Source organism: Ralstonia sp. 1138, from assembly GCF_040544795.1.
Taxonomy (GTDB): Bacteria; Pseudomonadota; Gammaproteobacteria; order Burkholderiales; family Burkholderiaceae; genus Ralstonia; species Ralstonia flatus.
Genome location: NZ_JBEPKQ010000002.1, coordinates 676,775 through 697,004, shown reverse-complemented (window position 1 = coordinate 697,004; position 20,230 = coordinate 676,775). Strand labels below are relative to the sequence as shown.

General features: G+C 64.4%; 22 protein-coding genes. 18 read left to right on the top strand and 4 right to left on the bottom strand.

Going from position 1 to position 20,230, the window contains the following annotated elements:
* Nucleotides 1-35 precede the first annotated feature (35 nt).
* On the top strand, nt 36-176 hold the full coding sequence (locus ABIC76_RS10940) for an entericidin A/B family lipoprotein (RefSeq protein ID WP_004633731.1): 141 nt from the start codon (nt 36-38) through the stop codon (nt 174-176).
* Nucleotides 177-277: 101 nt separating this feature from the next.
* On the opposite strand, the gene ABIC76_RS10935 is transcribed toward ABIC76_RS10940, so the two are convergent.
* Nucleotides 278-1,720 carry a sensor histidine kinase gene (locus ABIC76_RS10935; protein WP_027678419.1) on the bottom strand — a complete coding sequence of 481 codons (1,443 nt, stop codon included), beginning with the start codon at nt 1,718-1,720 and terminating at the stop codon, nt 278-280.
* A 219-nt stretch (nt 1,721-1,939) separates the two neighbouring features.
* Between ABIC76_RS10935 and ABIC76_RS10930 the strand changes: the two genes are divergently transcribed.
* From ABIC76_RS10930 to ABIC76_RS10920, 3 genes are all read left to right on the top strand, one after another.
* Nucleotides 1,940-2,113, top strand: coding sequence for a DUF1328 family protein (locus ABIC76_RS10930; protein WP_004633727.1), 174 nt, complete (start codon nt 1,940-1,942; stop codon nt 2,111-2,113).
* A gap of 142 nt (nt 2,114-2,255) precedes the next feature.
* Complete coding sequence (locus ABIC76_RS10925) at nt 2,256-2,681, top strand: ElaB/YgaM/YqjD family protein (RefSeq protein WP_354533974.1); 426 nt, start codon at nt 2,256-2,258, stop codon at nt 2,679-2,681.
* A 31-nt stretch (nt 2,682-2,712) separates the two neighbouring features.
* Nucleotides 2,713-3,270, top strand: coding sequence for a ferritin-like domain-containing protein (locus ABIC76_RS10920; RefSeq protein ID WP_065860242.1), 558 nt, complete (start codon nt 2,713-2,715; stop codon nt 3,268-3,270).
* Between the two features lie 110 nt (nt 3,271-3,380).
* Here ABIC76_RS10920 and ABIC76_RS10915 read toward each other — a convergent pair whose 3' ends face one another.
* A complete protein-coding gene (locus ABIC76_RS10915; protein ID WP_102064370.1) occupies nt 3,381-3,704 on the bottom strand; it encodes a DUF1840 domain-containing protein in 324 nt (107 codons plus the stop codon).
* 174 nt (nt 3,705-3,878) lie between these two features.
* Here ABIC76_RS10915 and argS point away from each other — a divergent pair, with 174 nt between their 5' ends.
* The 5 genes from argS to ABIC76_RS10890 all read left to right on the top strand — a co-directional run bounded on the left by argS (nt 3,879) and on the right by ABIC76_RS10890 (nt 9,016).
* A complete protein-coding gene (gene argS / locus ABIC76_RS10910) occupies nt 3,879-5,669 on the top strand; it encodes an arginine--tRNA ligase (protein WP_502947853.1) in 1,791 nt (596 codons plus the stop codon).
* 60 nt (nt 5,670-5,729) lie between these two features.
* On the top strand, nt 5,730-6,440 hold the full coding sequence (locus ABIC76_RS10905; protein ID WP_354533971.1) for an SPOR domain-containing protein: 711 nt from the start codon (nt 5,730-5,732) through the stop codon (nt 6,438-6,440).
* Nucleotides 6,441-6,600: 160 nt separating this feature from the next.
* Nucleotides 6,601-7,257: a thiol:disulfide interchange protein DsbA/DsbL gene (locus tag ABIC76_RS10900; protein WP_004633713.1), complete on the top strand. Its 657-nt coding sequence runs from the start codon at nt 6,601-6,603 to the stop codon at nt 7,255-7,257.
* 116 nt (nt 7,258-7,373) lie between these two features.
* A complete protein-coding gene (locus ABIC76_RS10895) occupies nt 7,374-8,174 on the top strand; it encodes an SDR family oxidoreductase (RefSeq protein ID WP_102064368.1) in 801 nt (266 codons plus the stop codon).
* Nucleotides 8,171-9,016, top strand: a complete 846-nt coding sequence (locus ABIC76_RS10890; protein ID WP_354533970.1) for a helical backbone metal receptor — start codon at nt 8,171-8,173, stop codon at nt 9,014-9,016. The genes ABIC76_RS10895 and ABIC76_RS10890 overlap by 4 nt, the downstream gene beginning before the upstream one ends.
* 65 nt (nt 9,017-9,081) lie before the next feature.
* On the opposite strand, the gene ABIC76_RS10885 is transcribed toward ABIC76_RS10890, so the two are convergent.
* Complete coding sequence (locus ABIC76_RS10885; protein WP_027678426.1) at nt 9,082-9,468, bottom strand: antibiotic biosynthesis monooxygenase family protein; 387 nt, start codon at nt 9,466-9,468, stop codon at nt 9,082-9,084.
* A gap of 34 nt (nt 9,469-9,502) precedes the next feature.
* The gene (locus ABIC76_RS10880; protein ID WP_102064366.1) at nt 9,503-10,582 is read right to left on the bottom strand and encodes an MBL fold metallo-hydrolase; all 1,080 of its coding nucleotides are present in this window, start codon (nt 10,580-10,582) and stop codon (nt 9,503-9,505) included.
* 184 nt (nt 10,583-10,766) lie between these two features.
* Between ABIC76_RS10880 and ABIC76_RS10875 the strand changes: the two genes are divergently transcribed.
* From ABIC76_RS10875 to ABIC76_RS10835, 9 genes are all read left to right on the top strand, one after another.
* Nucleotides 10,767-11,264, top strand: a complete 498-nt coding sequence (locus ABIC76_RS10875; protein WP_354533969.1) for a MerR family transcriptional regulator — start codon at nt 10,767-10,769, stop codon at nt 11,262-11,264.
* Between the two features lie 175 nt (nt 11,265-11,439).
* A complete protein-coding gene (locus tag ABIC76_RS10870; RefSeq protein WP_004633702.1) occupies nt 11,440-12,621 on the top strand; it encodes an isovaleryl-CoA dehydrogenase in 1,182 nt (393 codons plus the stop codon).
* Between the two features lie 158 nt (nt 12,622-12,779).
* Nucleotides 12,780-14,615 (top strand): bifunctional isocitrate dehydrogenase kinase/phosphatase, encoded by a 1,836-nt coding sequence (aceK, locus tag ABIC76_RS10865; protein ID WP_206273270.1) that lies wholly within the window; start codon nt 12,780-12,782, stop codon nt 14,613-14,615.
* Nucleotides 14,616-14,638: 23 nt separating this feature from the next.
* Nucleotides 14,639-15,319, top strand: a complete 681-nt coding sequence (can, locus tag ABIC76_RS10860; protein ID WP_354533968.1) for a carbonate dehydratase — start codon at nt 14,639-14,641, stop codon at nt 15,317-15,319.
* Between the two features lie 676 nt (nt 15,320-15,995).
* Nucleotides 15,996-17,177 carry an acetyl-CoA C-acetyltransferase gene (locus ABIC76_RS10855; RefSeq protein WP_354533967.1) on the top strand — a complete coding sequence of 394 codons (1,182 nt, stop codon included), beginning with the start codon at nt 15,996-15,998 and terminating at the stop codon, nt 17,175-17,177.
* Nucleotides 17,178-17,186: 9 nt separating this feature from the next.
* Complete coding sequence (locus ABIC76_RS10850; protein WP_354533966.1) at nt 17,187-17,900, top strand: SDR family oxidoreductase; 714 nt, start codon at nt 17,187-17,189, stop codon at nt 17,898-17,900.
* 10 nt (nt 17,901-17,910) lie between these two features.
* Nucleotides 17,911-19,041: an acyl-CoA dehydrogenase family protein gene (locus ABIC76_RS10845; protein WP_206273268.1), complete on the top strand. Its 1,131-nt coding sequence runs from the start codon at nt 17,911-17,913 to the stop codon at nt 19,039-19,041.
* 27 nt (nt 19,042-19,068) lie between these two features.
* Complete coding sequence (locus ABIC76_RS10840; protein ID WP_343549498.1) at nt 19,069-19,767, top strand: HAD family hydrolase; 699 nt, start codon at nt 19,069-19,071, stop codon at nt 19,765-19,767.
* On the top strand, nt 19,767-20,207 hold the full coding sequence (locus ABIC76_RS10835; RefSeq protein WP_354533965.1) for a YchJ family protein: 441 nt from the start codon (nt 19,767-19,769) through the stop codon (nt 20,205-20,207). The genes ABIC76_RS10840 and ABIC76_RS10835 overlap by 1 nt, the downstream gene beginning before the upstream one ends.
* The last annotated feature ends 23 nt before the right edge of the window (nt 20,208-20,230 follow it).

The following is a 20,230-nucleotide window of genomic DNA, read 5'->3' as shown; positions in this document are numbered from 1 at the left end:
CGCGCCACGCCATTTCTCACCCCAAGGAGCGTTCGATGAAGACCTTGTGTGCCGCACTTGCAGTGACGTGTATGTTCCTGGCCGGCTGCAACACCATGGCCGGCGCCGGCAAGGACATCCAGACCGGTGGTCAGAAGCTGGAGAACTCGGCCGACAACGCCAAGCAGAAGATGTAACGCCAGCGCCAGCGACGCCGGCATCAAAAACAAAAAGCCCCAATCGCGGGGCTTTTTGTTTGGGCGATGCTTTTGTTTGGGCGATGCGCCAGGGTGGCGGATTACACCGTCGCGCCGCCGCGGCCCGGCGCAGGCGCAATGCCGCCCGTCAGCGCCTGCATGCCCGACGGTTCATTGGCGGCACTCCGATCGAAGACGGCATCGTTCGGAGGCAACTCGACGATGATCGTCACGCCTCCGCCCGGCATGGAATCGATGACGAGCGTGCCGCCCAGCGCAATGGCGCGCTGCTCCATCCCGAGCAGGCCGTGATGGCCAACCATGCGGCGCCGCTCGATGTCGGCGGGGAAGCCGCGGCCGTTGTCGCGCACGCGCAAGCGCACGCCCTCTTCACCCACATCGAGCGCCACCGACACCGTGGTCGCATGCGCGTATTTCGATGCGTTGGTCAGCGATTCCTGCACGATGCGATACAGCGCGATGGCCGCATCGTCGGTCAGCTTGGGCATGTCGTCGGGCAGGCTCACTTCCGTATGCCAGCCGTTGCGCGTGCCGACGTCCTCGGTCAATTGCGAGAGCGCCTCCACCAGACCCAGGTTCAGCAGGATCGTCGGACGCAGGTCTTCGATCAGGCGACGCTTGATCTGGATGCCCTGATCCACGTGCGCCATCACGCGCGTAATTTTTTCACTGACGGCAGGCTCGCTGGCGTGAATGCGTGAACGCAACCAGTGCAGATCCATCTTGGTGGCGGTGAGGATGGCGCCCAATTCGTCGTGCAACTCACGCGCCAGACGCGTCTTCTCGTCTTCGGTCACGCGCTGCAAGTGCGCGGCGAGGTCGCTCAACTGCCGCGTACGCTCACGCACCATGCGGTCGAGCTTCTGGCTTTCCTCTTCGGCCATGTCCCGCTCGCGCTCCGTCACGGCAAGACGCTTGGCGTGCTGCATGCCCAGCACCACCAGCAGGATGATGTTGACCGCCGTAATGAGCGCAATGCCATAACGCGAGAGCGCCAGATCACGCTCGGCGTGTTCAAGACTGCGCGCCACGGTGGCGATCTCACGCTGACGCAGTCGATCGAGCCCCTGCCGCACCGCTTCCATCGACGCCTTGCCGAAATCGGTCCGCACAAGGTCGAGCGCCACTTCCAGATCCCGCTTGCCGTAGATGAGCGTGAGTTCCATCTCGGTGAGCTTGCGGCTGACCTGAAGCGCCGTTTCCGAGAACAGCTTGAGCGCGTCCGGATCGTTGGCGTAGTGATCGCGAATTTCTGCCATCAACGCGTGGATGTGCGGGATGGCCTTGTTGTACGGATCGAGGTATTCGTCCTTGCCCGTGAGCAGGAAACCGCGCTGGCCGGCCTCGGCGTTGACCAGCTCGGCGAGCAGTTCGTTGATGGCGGTTTCAGCCTGCTGCGACTGAATCACCTGCCGATAGCCTTGGCTCAGGCGGATGTTGCCCGTCTCCGAGGCAATCAGCACCCCGAGCGTCAGCAGAATGCCGCCGGCGAGCAGCAGAGTGGAGCGCAAGGATGACCGCATGGCATGCAGACCCATAGGAAACGCGTCAAACCGCCCGACGCGGCGCGCGTTGCGTTTGTGTTTTTTTGGCACTTCGGATGATACCGCGTGGGCGCCCCGGGCGACACTTGGGGCGCACCCCGGTCAGGCACGCAATGTGCGTGGGAGTACTCCGCGGGGCGCCCGCTTCACGAAATGCGCCGTGCCCTGCATCCATCCATCCGAACCGGAGACGACAACATGCTGAAATGGGCACTCATCTTCGCCATCATTTCCCTGGTGGCCGGCGTGCTGGGCTTTACCGGCATCGCCGCAGGCGCGGCGAGTATCGCCAAGGTCCTGTTCTTCATCTTCGTAGTGCTGTTCGTGCTGTTTCTGGTGTTGGGCGTCACGGTCTTCAAGGCCGTCGATTAGCGCTGCAACCCCGGCTGAAGCGCGGCCCGTGTCTTGCTAAACCAATGACACGCGGCCCGCCTTCGGAAAAGCCGAATTGCACTCAAGACAATCGCGCCGCAGGTGTGTGCTTCCCGGCGGCGCCACGATGAGGACCCCCACCATGTCACTTTTTGCCAACCATCGCGTCCGCAACCGACTCGACGACGTAAATGACCACGCGCGCCGCGTCATGGACAGCGCCAGCGACGCCGTCGACCGCGCCCGCAGCGCCTCCCGCCCCGCCGTGGAAGACGTCCAGAGCCTGCTGCGCTCGCTTGAAAACGCCATCCACACGTTGACCGACGAAGGCAGCGCAGAGGCCAACCGCGCCAGCCGCACGCTGCACGCGCGCGCCGACCAGTTGCGCCGCGCCGCCAATGACCGTGCCCACCAGGCCCGCGAACGCATGGATTGGGCACTCGGCCGCACGGAAGAAACCATTACCGCGGCACCGTTCAAGTCGGTGGGCGTGGCCGTGGCGATTGGCGCGGCGATCGGCCTGGTCGTGGCGCTGGCCGGCAGCGGCCGTCGCGACACCAGCGAATAACCTCTACGCCAATCACCGCAGGAGCAACCACATGAGTCTGACCAACGTCGCCGCCCCCTCGGAAAGCGGCTTTCTCACCGACATCAAGACCTTGCGCGAACGTGCCCGCAAGCACATTGAAGAAGGTGCGGTGACCGAAGATTACAAAGCCGACCGGGAGACCGTGCTGCGGCTGCTGAATGAGGCGCTGGCGACGGAGTTGATCTGCGTGCTGCGCTACCGGCGCCACCATTTCATGGCCAAGGGCATCAACGCGGAACCGATCGCCGCAGAATTCCTGGTGCACGCCAACGAGGAACAGGCACACGCCGACAGCATCGCCGCTCGCATCGTGCAACTGGGCGGGGAGCCCAATTTCAATCCCGAAGGGCTATCCACGCGCAGCCATTCCGAATACGTGGAAGCCGACAGCCTGGTCGACATGATCAAGGAAAACCTGGTGGCCGAGCGGATCGCGATCGACAGCTACCTGGAAATGATCCGCTACATCGGCGACCGGGACCCCACCACGCGGCGCGTGCTGGAACAGATTCTGGCCGTGGAAGAAGAACACGCGGACGAGCTCTCCGACATGCTCCACGACCAATAAGACGAGACACCGGCCAGCGCGCCAGCCCCCTCCCCCGCTCCCGGCCCCAGTGGCCGGATGCCCGGACCGCCCCGTTTGGCGGCCGGGCATTTTTTTAGCCCGTGCGGCGCTCAGACGCCCCAGAGCACGCTGGACTTTTCGACCAGCGATTCTTCCAGCATGTGCAGCAACGGGTACGCGCGCTGCCCCAGGTGCGGCGGCTCTTCCTCGCCGTTTTCGTCCAGTTCGGCCGCTGACAGTTCTGCCACTTTGATATGCGCCTGGTGGGTGTCATCCTTGATGGCGCGCTTCAGACGGTCGATGGCGTGGGGCATTTCTTCGGGCGTGATGACACCACGCTCGCCCAGCGTCTTGCCGATCACGCCCAGCAGCACCATGGCGAGATCCTTCTGCATCGAGAATTTTTGCGAAGCGTGCGAAGTAAAGGTGATCATGATTTCTTCGTTTCCCTTGGTTGGGTAAGCCACGGATTGCCACGACTGGGGGCGGATACGTCTGAGACCGCGGCTCACCTGATAAAATTTCGTACTTTTCCCCGAACAACGCAACTGGCGGCGCCAGGAATGGATTTCAATCCATTTCAGCACTGCCGGCGTCATGGTTTCTTTATGCTGCCCTCCCACAAACAGACGATCGCCCAACTGTTGTCCGACGCCGTCGGCTCCCTGCTGCCCGAGGGCCAAGCCCGACCGGAGATCGTCCTGGAGCGCCCCAAGCAGGCCGCGCACGGCGACATCGCCTGCAACGTCGCGCTGCAGCTCGCCAAGCCGCTGGGCACCAACCCGCGCGAGCTGGCCGGCAAGATCGCCGATGCCATCCGCGCCGATGCCCGCGGCCAACGCCTGGTGGCTGCCGTGGAAATCGCCGGCCCGGGTTTCATCAACCTGCGCCTGTCTGCCGCCGCGCGTGCCGACGTGATCGCCGCCGTGTTTGCCGAAGGCGACCGCTACGGCGCCGCCAACACGCATGACGGCGCGCCGGTGCTGGTGGAATTCGTCTCGGCCAATCCGACCGGCCCGCTGCACGTTGGCCACGGCCGCCAGGCCGCGCTGGGCGATGCGCTGGCGAGCCTGCTCGATTGGCAGGGCCACAAGGTCCATCGCGAGTTCTATTACAACGACGCCGGCGTCCAGATCCACAACCTGGCCGTCTCCGTCCAGGCCCGCGCACGCGGCTACAAGCCCGGCGACGCTAACTGGCCCGAAGCCGCCTACAACGGCGACTACATTGCCGACATCGCCGCCGATTACCTCGCCGGCAAGACCGTACGCGCCTCCGATGGCGAACCCGTGACGGGCGAGCGCGATGTCGAGAACATCGAAGCCATCCGCCGCTTTGCCGTGACGTATCTGCGTAACGAGCAGGACATCGACCTGCAGGCCTTTGGCGTGAAGTTCGATCGTTACTACCTGGAATCGTCGCTCTACACCGAAGGCAAGGTGCAGCAGACGGTGGACGCGCTCATTGCCGCCGGCAAGACGTACGAGCAGGAAGGCGCGCTGTGGCTGCGCACGACCGACGACGGCGACGACAAGGACCGCGTCATGCGCAAGTCCGACGGCGCCTACACCTACTTCGTGCCCGACGTGGCGTACCACACGACCAAGTGGGGACGCGGCTTCACGCAGGTCATCAACGTGCAGGGCAGCGACCACCACGGCACCATCGCCCGCGTGCGCGCCGGCCTGCAGGGCCTGAACATCGGCATCCCGAAGGGCTACCCCGATTACGTCCTGCACAAGATGGTCACGGTGATGAAGGACGGCGCCGAGGTGAAGATCTCCAAGCGCGCCGGCTCGTACGTGACCGTGCGCGACCTGATCGAATGGTCCAACGGCGACGCCGACAGCGAAGCCGGCGTCGACACCATCCGCGCCTGCGTGGAAGCCGGCGAGCCGAACTGGCCGGCGCGCTTCACGCGTGGCCGCGACGCCGTGCGCTTCTTCCTGCTGTCGCGCAAGGCCGATACCGAATTCGTCTTCGACGTCGATCTGGCGCTCAAGCAAAGCGACGAAAACCCGGTGTACTACGTGCAGTACGCCCACGCGCGCATCTGCTCGGTGTTCGAGCGCGCCGGCGTTGACGCCGCCTCGCTCACCACCGCTGATCTGGCCGCGGTGACAGGCCCGGACGTCAGCCCGCAGGCGACGGCCCTGGTGCAGCGCCTCGCCGCCTTCCCCGACATGCTGGCCGACGCCGCACGCGAGCTGGCCCCGCACGCCGTCGCCTTCTACCTGCGCGACCTGGCAGGCGATTTCCACGCGTTCTACAACGCCGATCGCGTGCTGGTCGACGACGAGGCCGTCAAGCGTGCCCGCCTGGCGCTGCTGGCTGCCACGCGTCAGGTGCTGCGCAACGGGCTGGCGGTGATCGGCGTGTCCGCGCCGCAAAAGATGTAAACGCGCACGATTTGGCATCACACGGCGCTCTTATAATCGGGCGCTTCTAGAAGGATCGACATGGCACGCAATACGCAATCTTCCCGTGCCCGCTCGCAACGGGGCGGCACGTTTCTGGGTCTGGTGCTGGGCTTGATCGTCGGTTTGGCGATCGCCGTGGTGGTGGCGGTGTACATCACCAAGGCGCCGGTACCCTTCGTGTCGCGTGGCGGCGCGCAGCCCAAGCCGAGCGAAGCAGGCAACGTGGTCAACACGCTGCCGACGCCGGTGCAGCCCGCGCCGCAAGCCAGCGCGCCGCAGGCAGCCGACCCGAACGCGCCGTTGTGGAGCCGCGTGCCGGCCAAGCCGGTCGATCAGGCCGCGGATCAGAACAATCCGCCGCCGGGCATCACCATCCATCCGGCCCAGCCTGGCTCGGCCCCGCAGGTGGCAAGCGCGCCCGCCGCCAAGCCGCCCAAGCCGCCGGTCACCGCCTCCAACGAAAAGCCCGTGACGGACCCGATTGCCGAGATCGCCCGTCAGGACGCCGCCAAGACGGGCTACTTCCTGCAAGTGGGCGCTTACAAATCGTCCGAAGATGCCGAGCGCCAGAAGGGCAATCTGGCCATGCAAGGCTTTGAAGCCAAGGTGACGCAGCGCGAGGTGAACGGCACCACGATGTATCGCGTGCGCCTGGGCCCGTTCAATTCGCTGGATGAGATGACCGCCGTGCGCGGCCGCCTGCAGTCGACGGGCGTGGAATCGTCGGTCATTCGCTTCGCTCGCCAGTAACGTCAAGTCGTGCAGCCCGCTGTGAACCCGGCGGGCTGTGATCGGTCAGAAACCTGAGTCTCAGTGACGCTGACAGCGGCGTCTGTCGGTTCTGCGCTGGATTTCGCTGGTTTTTCCGTCGCTTCGTCCAGTTCGTCGTCTAATTCGTCGTCCATTCACCATGAAAAAACTCGCTGCTTTCCTGATCGCCCTCGCCACCGGCGCCGGCTTCCTGATGACCGCGCCGGCCAACGCCGCGCCCACCGCCGGCAAGGAATACAAAGTGCTGCAGACGCCGCAGCCCGTGCCCGCAGGCAAGATCGAAGTGACCGAGTTCTTCTGGTACGGCTGCCCGCACTGCTACGACTTTGAAAACACCTGGACGGCGTGGGTCGCCAAGCAAGGCAAGGACGTCGTGATCAAGCGCGTGCCGGTGGCCTTCAATGCCAAGCTGGAACCGCATACGCGCATCTATTACACGCTGGAAGCGCTCGGCAAGCTCGACGCCAAGGACGCCAGCGGCAAGACGCTGCATGACCGCGTGTTCGACCAGCTGCACAAGAACTACCGCTCGATGTCGGAACTGGATGACATTGCAAAGTTCATGGCCGCCAACGGCGTCGACGAGAAGCAGTTCCGCGACACCTACAACTCGTTCAGTGTGAATGCCAATACCAAACGCGCCGCGCAACTGGCCGATCAGTACAAGATCGAAGGCGTGCCGACCGTCGTTGTGCAGGGCAAGTACACCACGTCGCCCGCAGATGCCGGCAGCAACGTGGGTGCCGCCCAGACGCTCGACTACCTCGTCGACCAGGTGCGCAACCGCAAGATGTGACGGGTTGCCGCGTTTCCGGGCATCCGCCCGGGCGTGACACCGCCATCGACGCCCGCCCCTGTGCGGGCGTTTTTTGTGCGTCGGCCTTCTTCACACCAACCCAACCGGACATCGACATGAGCGAGATCGTCTTCATCACCGGCGCTTCCAGCGGGATCGGCCAGGCATTGGCACGTCAATACGCAGCGCAGGGCGCCACGATCGGACTGGTCGCGCGACGTGTCGACGTGCTCCATGAGTTTGTGCAGACGCTGCCGGCCGGCATCCAGGGCCGCTGCCATTGCTACCCCGCCGACGTGCGCAGCGCCGAGTCGATGCGCGACGTGGCCAACGCGTTCATCGCCACGGTCGGGCTGCCCGATGTGGTGATCGCCAACGCCGGCATCTCGGTTGGCACGGACTTGCGCGAACCGGGCGACCTGAAAGCCTTTGCCGCCGTGATGGATACCAACTGGATGGGCGTGCTCAACACGTTCCAGCCGTTCGTCACGCCGATGCTGGCACGCGCCAAACCCGGGCGGCCCGGCGGCACGCTGGTCGGCGTTGCCAGCGTGGCGGGCGTGCGCGGCCTGCCCGGTGCGGCGGCCTACAGCGCGTCCAAATCGGCGGTCATCAAACTGATGGAGAGCCTGCGCGTGGAGTTCCGCCCGCTTGGGCTGCGCGTGGTGACGATCGCCCCCGGCTATATCCGCACGCCCATGACCGAACACAATCCGTATCCGATGCCCTTCCTGATGCCAGTGGACCGCTTCGCGCAGAAGGCCGTGAATGCGATCCATCGCGGCGTGCGCTTCACGGTGCTGCCTTGGCCGATGGGCATCGTTGCCAAGCTGCTGCACGTGCTGCCGCGCGGGCTCTATGACTTTGCGTTTGCGCGCGCCGGGCGCAAACCCCGCAACCCCGAGATTTCGTCATGACTTACACCGATGCGGCTGGGCTTGCCCACGCCCCCGTCGACACCACACCGCGCATCGCCAGCCTGGTGCCTTCGATTACCGATCTGCTGTTCTCGCTTGACCTCGGCGATCAGCTCGTCGCCCGCACCGGCTTCTGCATCCACCCGCGCGAAGCGGTGCGCAATGTGCCCAAGGTTGGCGGCACCAAGACCGTCAAACTCGACAAGCTGCGCGAGCTGGCGCCTACGCACGTCATCGTCAACATTGACGAGAACACGCGGCCGACCGTCGACAAGCTGCGCGAATTCATCCCGCACATCATCGTCACGCATCCTTGCTCGCCGGAAGACAACCTCGGGCTATACCGGCTGCTAGGCGGCATCTTTCGCCGCGAAGCGCAGGCGCAGACGTTATCGGATGCACTCACGCAGGAGCTGGAGGCGCTGCGCGGCCGCCACTTCCTGCCGCACCGCGTGCTGTACGCGATCTGGCAAGACCCGTGGATGACGGTGTCGCGCGACACGTACATCTCGCGCATGCTCAAGCTCGTCAACTGCCATACATGGCCCGACGATCCGGCGCCCGTGCAATGCGGCACCGACAAGAGCGGCGATTGCGCCCGTCCCAACCGGCCCGACACACGCTACCCGACGTTCCGCTGGAGCGATGACGTCGTGCGCAACATCGACTGCGTGCTGCTCTCCACCGAGCCTTACAGCTTTACCGAAGAGCATGTCGACGCGCTGGAAAAGCAGATCGGCAAACCCGTCTATCTCGTTGATGGCGAGATGGTCTCGTGGTACGGCAGCCGCGCGATCGACGGCGTGCGGTACCTGGGGCAATTTGCGAAGACGTTGCGTTAGACCTTCCAGCGGCCCACAAAAAAAACCCGCCAATGGGCGGGTTTTTTGTTAGTCGGAGCGATGCGTTATCGCACAAACCCATAGTCGTACTCCACCTTGGCAATGCGCAGGTGGTACGACGCATACCACTGCTCGCGCCCCAGCTTCTGCGCGGCAAGGTGGTCGCTCTGGTTCTTCCATTCGCGAATGGCTTCCAGCGACGACCAATACGACACGGTGATGCCCGGCCTCCCTTGGTCGCCGGCCAGCTCATCGCGTACGGATTCGATGCCGAGAAAGCCCGGCATGCTGCGGGCCAGTTCCACCATGCGGTCAGCCATGGCGCCGTAGCCGTTGTCGCCCTCGGTGCGGGTGGAAGCGAAGATCACGGCGTAATACGGCGCAGTCGGCGTTTGCGCGGGAAACGGCAAGACGACGGCGCTGTCGTCGAGAACGTCATGCTGGTCAGCCATGGGCGGCTCCGTTGAAAGGCACGGGTTGTTGGGTTTATGCAGCTGCGTGGAATCGAACGATACCGTCCGCGCCGGTTTCGCGCACCAGTTCGCCTTGATGCCACAGCGCATGCAGGTGGGCAAGCGCCTCGCCCATCGCGAAGGTCATCTGGTGGACATCGAACTGGCGCTTGAAGATGACGTTAACGATGTCGCGGGCCGATTGCGGCGCGGCCTTGCACGCAGCCAACGTTTCGGCCAGCCGGTCGGCATGGTGGTCGCGCAGCTGCCGGATGCGCGTATGCAGCCCGCGGAACGGCCGCCCGTGCGACGGCAGGATCAGCACGTCCGCCGGCAGCGGTTCGTATTTGCCGAGCGAATCCAGGTACAGCGTGAGCGAATCCGCTTCAGGCTCCAGATCGAAGACGCTCACGTTGGTGGAAATGCGCGGCAGGACCATGTCGCCGGAAATCAGCACATTGGCATCTTCACTGTAGAGCGCGACGTGCTCGGGCGCATGGCCGAAGCCGGTAATGACTCGCCACTTGTGCTGGCCGATGGCGACGACGTTGCCGTCCATCAGGCGGCGGTACTGGCTGGGCACGCCCGGCACGAGCGTACTGTAGTAATCCTTGCGGTTGCGGATGCCTTCGATGGAGGCCGGGTCCGTCAAGCCGTGGCGCTCGAAATGACGCGCGGCAAATTCGCCGCCGGCGTTCGAGGCGCCGGTGCCGCCCACCAGCATGCGCGCAAAGGCGTAGTCGCCGAGGCTCATCCACAGGCGCACATTCCAGCGTTTTTCGTCGCCGCCTTCGCACAGCCAGTTCGACAAGCCGACGTGGTCCGGGTGGCAGTGCGTGACCAGCACGCGCAGCACCGGCAGGCCATCAAGGTGGTTCGCGAAGATCGTTTCCCAGTACCCGCGAATCGCTTCGTGGTTGATGCCGCAATCGACGATCGTCCAGCCGTCCTGGCCGTCCTGCCGATCGCGCAGCAGCCAGAGGTTGATGTGATCGAGCGCAAACGGCAGCGGCATGCGCAGCCAGTAGACGCCGGGTGCGACTTCAAACCGCGTGCCGCCTTCAGGAAGCGTGTCGCCAAAGGGATAGTCGAGTTGGTGTTCGAGCGCGTTCATGTGGATGGGGTCTCGGTCGCCGCCTTGAGTTGCTTCGGGGCGGTCTCTGCGATTGCGGTTTGGCGCCATTGACGCTAACGTAAACGTCAATTCGCCGCCGGTCATCCATCTTAAGCGAAAACTTAATGTCGCTGGCCAGCGTGCATGTGTCATCACACCTCTGTCGTTACTCCGTTCCCGCCGTATGTCTGCCTCCACTCCGTCTGCCGCCGCCGCGCTTGCCGCCGATCTCGAATCGGGCGATGCCGGCGCGCTTGCCGACGCCAGCTTCACCATCACCGATCTTGCACGTGAGTTCGACATCACGCCGCGCGCCATCCGCTTCTATGAGGATCAGGGCCTGCTCGCCCCGGACCGCCAAGGCCCGGGCGGGCGCCGACGCGTGTATTCGGCCGGCGAACGCACGCGCCTGAAGCTGACCTTGCGCGGCAAGCGGCTCGGTCTGTCGCTGGGCGAGATCAAGGAGATCCTGGATCTGTATGAATCGCCGCGCGATACGGTGCCGCAGCTGGAGCGCTTCCTGGCGTCGCTCGCGCAGCATCGCGCGGTGCTCACGCAGCAGTTGGAAGACCTGAACGCGCAGCTGGCCGAGATCGACCAGCACGAACGCCAGTGCCGCCGGCTGCTGGAGGATGCGCAGGCCGGCGCGGGCAAGCCGCCGAAGCGACGCAAGGCCGCCTGATCCGCAAATCTACCTAATTGCCAGTCATTGACGTTTACGTAAACGTCAATACAATACGCAACACCTCGCAACACCCTCCCGGCACCGGTGCGCTCGCCACAAGCGGCGCGCACCGCACAGCGCCAGACCACTTACCCGAGACACCGCGGCTTGAACCGCGCCCAAGGAGACCACCATGATTGATCTGCCCGGCCTGAAATTCGACTTGGGCGAAGACATCGAGATGCTGCGTTCGGCCGTGCGCGATTGGGCGCAGGGCGAGCTGGCACCGCGTGCCGGCGAAATCGACCGCACCGATCAGTTCCCGATGGATGCGTGGCGCAAGATGGGCGAGCTGGGCGTGCTGGGCATCACGGTGGCCGAGGAGTACGGCGGCGCCAACATGGGTTACCTGGCGCACATGATCGCCATGGAAGAAATCAGCCGCGCATCGGCGTCGGTGGGCCTGTCGTATGGCGCGCACTCGAACCTGTGCGTGAACCAGATCCACCGCAACGGCACGGCGGCCCAGAAGGCCAAATACCTGCCCAAGCTGGTTTCCGGCGAATGGGTGGGCGCGCTGGCGATGAGCGAGCCGAATGCCGGGTCGGACGTCGTCAGCATGAAGCTGCGCGCAGAGCTGAAAGGCGACCGCTACGTGCTCAACGGCACCAAGATGTGGATCACCAATGGCCCCGACTGCGACGTGCTCGTCGTCTACGCCAAGACCGAGCCCGAACTGGGCGCGCGCGGCATGACGGCGTTCATCGTCGAGAAAGGCATGAAGGGTTTTTCGGTGGCGCAGAAGCTCGACAAGCTCGGCATGCGCGGCTCGCACACGGGCGAACTGGTGTTCGAGAACGTGGAAGTGCCGGTGGAGAACATCCTCGGCCAGGAAAACGGCGGCACCAAGGTGCTGATGAGCGGCCTGGACTATGAGCGCGCGGTGCTCTCCGGCGGCCCGATCGGCATCATGCAGGCCTGCATGGACGTGGTCACGCCGTACATCCACGACCGCAAGCAGTTTGGCCAGAGCATCGGCGAATTCCAGCTCATCCAGGGCAAGATGGCCGACATGTACACCACGCTGCAGGCGTGCCGTGCGTACCTGTACACGGTCGGCAAGAACCTCGATTCGCTGGGCCGCGACCACGTGCGACAGGTGCGCAAGGACTGCGCCGGCGTGATCCTCTACACCGCCGAAAAGGCCACCTGGATGGCCGGCGAAGCCATCCAGATTCTGGGCGGAAACGGCTACATCAACGAATTCCCGGTCGGCCGCCTGTGGCGCGACGCCAAGCTGTACGAGATCGGCGCCGGCACGTCGGAAATCCGCCGCATGCTGATCGGCCGCGAGCTGTACGCCGAGACGATGTAACGGGCGAGAGCACGCGGGGCGGGGGCACGGGGCCATCAGCCAAACGGATAAGGAGGCGCAACGGTTTCAGGACGCGAACACGGTACCGAAGACCCTACAATCTAGGTCTGCCTGGTTTGCTGGTTTTGCCGCTTCCCTGCCCTCCCCGCGCACACGCCATGTCCCATTTCCCCAAGCTTCTCTCGTCGCAGATCGCCTTTGACGTCGCCCGCACGATGCTCGACGGCTTCGACAAGCACTATCGCTTGTTTCGCGAAGTCAGCGTGCAGGCCAAGACGGCGTTCGAGACCGGGGACTGGGCCGGCCTGCAGCAACTGCAGCGCGACCGCATCGCCTACTACGACGAGCGCGTGCGTGAAGCCTCCGTCATCCTGGAAGACGAATACGACGCCGAGAATATCGACGACGAGATCTGGCGCCAGATCAAGCTGCACTACATCGGCCTGCTGACCAACCATCACCAGCCGGAACTGGCCGAGACCTTCTTCAACTCGGTGTGCACGCGCATCCTGCACCGTTCGTACTTCAACAACGATTTCATCTTCGTGCGGCCGGCCATCTCGACGGAGTACATCGAGAACGAAGAGTCGCCCACCAAGCCGACGTACCGCGCGTACTACCCCGGCACACGCGACGGCCTGGGCGCCTGCTTCGAGCGCATCGTCCACAACTTCCAGCTCAACGCACCGTTTGAAGACCTGGAGCGCGACATTGGTTACGTGGTGCGCGCGGTGGGCGAGCACTTCGGCGATTTCCGCATCGCGCCGAATTTCCAGATTCACGTGCTGTCGTCGCTGTTCTTCCGCAACAAGGCGGCGTACATCATCGGGCGCGTGATCAATGGCGACAAGACGTTCCCGCTGGCCGTGCCGATCCTGCGCAATGCCGCGGGCCAGCTTTCGCTCGACACGGTGCTGCTGCGGCAGGAACAGCTGCTGATCCTGTTTTCGTTCACGCACTCGTATTTCATGGTGGACATGGAGATTCCGTCTGCCTACGTGACCTTCCTGCGTGACCTGATGCCGCGCAAGCCGCGCGCCGAGATCTACACCTCGTTGGGCCTGCAGAAGCAGGGCAAGAACCTTTTCTATCGCGACTTCCTGCATCACCTGCAGCATTCGTCGGACAAATTCATCATCGCGCCGGGCATCAAGGGCCTCGTGATGCTGGTGTTCACGCTGCCGTCATACCCGTACGTGTTCAAGGTCATCAAGGACTACTTCCCGCCGCCCAAGGAAACCACGCGCGAGCTGATCAAGAGCAAGTATCAGTTGGTGAAGCGCCACGACCGCGTCGGGCGCATGGCGGATACGCTGGAGTATTCCGACGTGTCCTTCCCGCTCTCGCGCTTTGACGACGACCTGATCAAGGAGCTGGAGAAGCACGCGCCGTCGATGGTCGAATACCAGCGCAGCGAAGACGGCAGCGAAGAGATCGTCATCCGGCACGTCTACATCGAGCGCCGCATGACGCCGCTGAACATCTGGCTGCAGGAAGGCACCGATGCGCAGGTCGAACACGGCATCATCGAATACGGCAACGCCATCAAGGAACTCATCGCCGCGAACATCTTCCCGGGCGACATGCTGTACAAGAACTTCGGCGTGACGCGCCACGGCCGCGTGGTCTTCTACGACTACGACGAGATCGAATACCTCACCGACTGCAACGTCCGCACCGTGCCCGAGCCGCGCACGGAAGAAGAGGAAATGTCCGGCGAGGTCTGGTACAACGTCGGCCCGCACGACATTTTTCCGGAGACGTACCGCACGTTTCTGCTGGGCGACCCGCGCGTGCGCGAAGCCTTCCTCAAACACCACGCGGACTTCTTCGAAGCCTCCATGTGGCAGGGATACAAGGACCGACTGCTCTCCGGGCAGATGCACGATTTCTACGCGTATGACGCAGCGGAACGCTTCGTCAATCGCTACGGCGCGAGCGCGCCCGACAACGCAGCGCAAGACAACGCGACGCTGCAGCGCGCCGCCGCTTAACCCTCTCACCACGACGGGAAACCATGCCACATCGCATCAAAGAGCTGTTCGAGAACAACCGCAAGTGGGTCGAGCGGGTCAACGCTGAAGACCCGGCGTTCTTCTCAAACCTGGCCAATCAGCAGAACCCGGAATACCTGTGGATCGGCTGCTCGGATTCGCGCGTGCCGGCCAACCAGATCATCGGCTTGCCGCCGGGCGAGGTGTTCGTCCACCGCAACATCGCCAACGTCGTCGTGCACTCCGACTTGAACTGCCTGTCGGTGCTGCAGTTTGCGGTGGAAGTGCTGAAGATCCGGCACATCACCGTGGTGGGCCACTACGGCTGTTCAGGCGTGAAGGCCGCGCTGACGAAGCAACGTTTCGGCCTGGCTGACAACTGGATTCGTCACGTGCGGGATGTGGCCGAACAGCATGAACCGTATCTGGGCACGGTGGTCCGCGAGCAGGATCAGCACGACCGGCTGTGCGAGCTGAACGTGATCCATCAGGTCAACAACGTGTGCCTCACGACGATCGTGCAGGACGCGTGGGATCGCGGGCAGCCGCTGACGGTTCACGGCTGGATCTACGGCGTGAAGGACGGGATGCTGCGCAATCTGGGGATGGCGGCGAGTTCGAATGAGGAACTGCATGCGCAGCTTGCTGATGCTTGGTTGAACTATGGGAAGGAAGGGAGTGTGCCTAGTCCGGTGGGGTTTTGAGCTTTTGCTTTTTTGATGGATGGATTTGATGTTGGTGGTCCATCCCTTGTTTCATCCCCTGCCGGGGCTGACTCACTTTTCTTTGTCTTGCCAAAGAAAAGTAAGCAAAAGAAAGGCGCGCCCGAGATGGCGAAAGACTCCTTGAATTTATGTCGCAGGGAGGGGAAGGGAAAAACTCGCTGCGCTCAGACAGTTTCCCTTCCTTTTTCCTCCCTGCAACAGAAATTCAAGGCGCCATCTAGGGCTCCAACGGCCAAACAATCAGAGCACGATTGCAGCAGGAATCGGCAGCACAACGCGAAGCAAAGCGAGCAACACTGCAACAAACAAGAGCCACCTAGGACAGCACACAGATTGTGTGGCCGTACCCTGCCCTAGATGGTGCCTTGAATTTGTGTAAGCGGGTGGAAAAAAGAAGGACCGCTGTTTGAGGCCCTTTAGGGCCGAGTTTCGGTCCTTCTCCGCCCGGTTACACAAATTCAAGGAAGGGGTCGCCATCTCGGGCGCGCCTTTCTTTTGCCTACTTTTCTTTGGCAAGACAAAGAAAAGTAGGTCGTGCCCGGCAGGGTACGAAACGGAGATGGACCAACAAGGCCCACCCAAAAGCAAGAGACACATCACCCTGCACCAAAAGTGCAGAAACATGTCGCAAGCACAGACCCAGGAGATTGCAGCAATGTCCGACCGCATCGTCATCGCCTCAGCAGCCCGTACCCCGATGGGCGCCTTCCAGGGCGAACTCGCCAGCCTCACTGCCCCGCAACTCGGCGCCGCTGCCATTCGCGCGGCGGTCGAGCGTGCGGGCCTGAAACCGGAACAGATCGAAGAAGTCATCATGGGCTGCGTGCTGCCTGCGGGCCAGGGGCAGGCACCGGCACGCCAGGCCGCACTGGGCGCGGGGCTGCCGCTGTCGGTCGGCTGCACCACGGTCAACAAGATGTGCGGTTCGGGCATGCGCGCGGCCATGAACGCGTATGACGCGCTGCTCGCGGGTTCGGCCGACGTGGTGGTCGCGGGTGGCATGGAAAGCATGACGAATGCGCCGTACCTGATCCCGAAAGGCCGTGGCGGTTATCGCATCGGCCACGGCATGATCTACGACCACATGATGCTCGACGGCCTGGAAGACGCCTATGAAAAGGGCCGCGCCATGGGCACCTTCGGTGAGGACTGCGCCGAGAAGTACGGCTTCACGCGCGAAGCCCAGGACCACTTCGCGATGACGTCCGTGCGCCGCGCGCAGGAGGCCACCGAATCCGGCGCGTTCCGCTGGGAGATTACGCCCGTCACCGTGTCGGGCAAAGCCGGCGACACCGTCATCGACACCGATGAAGGCCCGCGCCGCATCAAGGTCGACAAGATCCCGTCGCTCAAGCCCGCGTTCAAGAAGGACGGCACGGTGACGGCCGCATCGTCTTCGTCGATCAACGATGGTGCGGCTGCGCTGGTGATGATGCGCGAGTCGACTGCCAAGCAGCTGGGCATCACGCCGCTGGCGGTGATGCTCGGCCACACCACGCACGCGCAAGCGCCGGGCTGGTTCACCACGGCGCCGGTCACGGCCATCGACAAGCTCTTCAAGAAGCTGGATTGGAACTCGGGCAACGTCGACCTGTTCGAGATCAACGAGGCGTTTGCCGTGGTGCCGATGGCCGCGATGCACGACCTGAAGATTCCGCACGAGAAGGTGAACGTGAACGGCGGCGCGTGCGCGCTGGGCCATCCGATCGGCGCCTCGGGCGCACGTGTCATCGCGACGCTGCTGGGCGCCCTGCGACACCGCGGCGGCAAGCGCGGCGTGGCCAGCCTGTGCATTGGCGGCGGCGAGGCCACGGCTGTCGGCATCGAACTCTACTGAGGCACGCGCATGACGAACGCAACGTCGCGCCGCACGCGCACCGCGCTCATCCTGGGCGCGTCGCGCGGCATCGGCCTGGAAATCGTCAGGCAGTACCGTGCCGATGGCTGGCGCGTGATCGCCACCGTGCGCACGCAGGAAGCGGCGCAGGCGTTGCAGGCGCTCGGCGCCGAGACGCACGTGCTCGACCTGACCGACCCCAACGCCGTCGCCGGCCTCGCCTGGAAGCTCGACGGCGAAGCGCTGGACGTGGCGATCTACGTGGCGGGCATCTACGGCCCGCGCACGCAGGGCGCCACGCCCGTCAGCCAGGCGGATTTCGATGCCGTGATGCACACCAACGTGTGGGCCCCGATGAGCGTGCTGCCCGCCGTGCTCCCCATGGTGGAAGCCGGACGCAATGGTGCGGATGAGGCCGGCGGCGTGCTTGCTGTCATCTCCAGCCGCATGGGCAGCATCGGCGAGATGGAGAGCAACGGCGGCTGGCTGTATCGCGCGAGCAAGGCCGCAGTGAATGCCGTGCTGCGCGCCGTGTCGCTCGATGCCAAGAACGCCACGTGCCTGACCTTCCACCCGGGCTGGGTGCAGACCGACATGGGCGGTGCAGGCGCGGCCATCACGCCGCAGGAAAGCGTGGCCGGCATCCGCCGCGTGATTGCCGGTGCCACGCGCGCCGACAACGGCGGCTTCCGCAACTACGACGGCAGCGTCATTGCATGGTGAGGCTGAAACGATGCTGCTGACCCAAGAGCAAGAGATGATTCGCGACGCCATCCGCACCTTCGTGCGCGAGGCGATCACCCCGCACGCGGCCGCATGGGACCGCGATGCGACGTTCCCGAAAGACGTGCACCGCCAGCTCGGCGAGCTGGGCGCCTATGGCGTGGCCGTGCCGGAAGAACTCGGCGGTGCGGGGCTCGACTACCTGTCGCTGGCGCTGATCCTGGAAGAGATTGCCGCGGGCGACGGCGGCACCTCCACCGTCATCAGCGTGAACAACTGCCCCGTGTGCAGCATGCTCATGGCGTTTGCGAACGATGCGCAGAAGCAGCAGTGGCTCGTGCCGCTGGCGCGCGGCGAGATGCTCGGCGCGTTCTGCCTGACCGAGCCGCACGTCGGCTCCGACGCATCGGCGCTGCGCACCACGGCCGTGCGCGATGGCGACCACTGGGTCTTGAACGGCGTGAAGCAGTTCATCACCAGCGGCAAGCATGCCGACGTGGCGATCGTCATGGCCGTGACCGACAAGGCCGCAGGCAAGCGCGGCATCAGCGCGTTCCTCGTGCCGACCAACACGCCGGGCTACATCGTTGCGCGGCTCGAAGATAAGCTCGGCCAGCACTCGTCCGACACGGCGCAGATTGTGTTCGAAGATTGCCGCATCCCCGCCGATTGCCTGCTGGGTGAAGAAGGCGCCGGCTACAAGATGGCGCTGTCCGGGCTGGAAGGCGGGCGCATCGGCATTGCCGCGCAGAGCGTGGGCATGGCGCGTGCGGCCTTTGAAGCCGCGCTGGCGTACGCGAAGGAGCGCGAGAGCTTCGGCCAGCCGCTGTTTGCGCACCAGGCCGTGCAGTTCCGCCTGGCCGAGATGGCCACGCGCGTCGATGTGGCGCGGCAGATGGTCTGGCATGCGGCCAGCCTGAAAGACGCCGGCCTGCCATGCCTGAAAGAGGCCGCCATGGCCAAGCTCAACGCCAGCGAGATGGCCGAGCGCGTCTGCTCCGATGCCATCCAGGTCTTCGGCGGTTACGGCTACGTCAGCGACTTTCCGGTGGAGCGCATCTACCGCGACGTGCGCGTGTGCCAGATCTACGAGGGCACGAGCGATATCCAGAAAATCCTGATCGCCCGCGCGCTGGCGTAGGCGGTCTCAACTCTCAACGCACCAGGCATGACTGCAGTGACTTCCCCTGTTTCGAACCACCCGCGCTTTGACGCGATCCTTTTCGATTGCGACGGCGTGCTGGTCGACAGCGAACCCATCGTCAACCGGTTGATCTGGGAGATGCTGACCGAGCTTGGCATCAGCATCAGCCTGGAAGATTCCATCCAGCGCTTCCTGGGCAAGGCCATCCGCGAAGAGCTGGATGCGATTGCCGAGATGCGCGGCGCCCCGTTGCCGCCGAACTGGCTGTCGACGTTCCAGGCGCGACGCAACGCCCTGCTCGAAGCCGAAGTGGAAGCCGTGCCGCATATCGGGCACGCCATCGATGTGCTGTCCAGGCTCGGCCTGCCGATGGCGGTGGCTTCCGGGGCGGATCGCATGAAAGTTGAGCTGCAGCTCAACCGCACCGGGCTGATCGAGCATTTCCGGCCGACCGACGTGCGCATCTTTTCGGCCACCGAAGTCGCGCGCAGCAAGCCCGCGCCCGATGTGTATCTGCTGGCCGCCAGCAGCCTCGGCGTATCGCCGTCGCGCTGCCTGGTGATCGAGGACAGTCCAACCGGCGTCACCGCCGGGCACGCTGCCGGCATGACGGTGCTGGCGTACGCCGGTCGCAACGCGCCCGGCCCGCTGATCGCCGCCGGTGCGACGCGCACGTTTACCGACATGCGCGAGCTGCCTGAGCTGCCGGAGTTGCTGGCCTGATGCCTGCTGCACAAACCCGGTCCACCGGCCCAGCCGACCCTTGCCCGTGCGGCAACGGCGCCTACGCGCGCTGCTGCGGCCCGTTCCACGCAGGCGACGCCGTGCCAGCCACCGCTGAGCAACTGATGCGCTCGCGCTACAGCGCCTATGTGCTGGGCGACACGGCGTACCTGCGGCGCACGTGGCATCCGTCTACCTGCCCCGTCGACCTGGAAACCAGCGAAGCAGACGCCGCCGCCACGCGCTGGCTCGGCCTGGACGTCAAGCGCCACACGCCGCAAGACGCCACGCACGCGACGGTGGAATTCGTCGCCCGCTACAAGGTGGGCGGCCGCGCGCATCGCCTGCACGAAACCAGCCGCTTCGTCCGCCTGGACGCCAGCGGCGCTGAATCCGCCGAAGGCCGTTGGCTGTACGTCGACGGCACCTTCCCTGACTGAACCGCACCGACCTTCCCGCACTG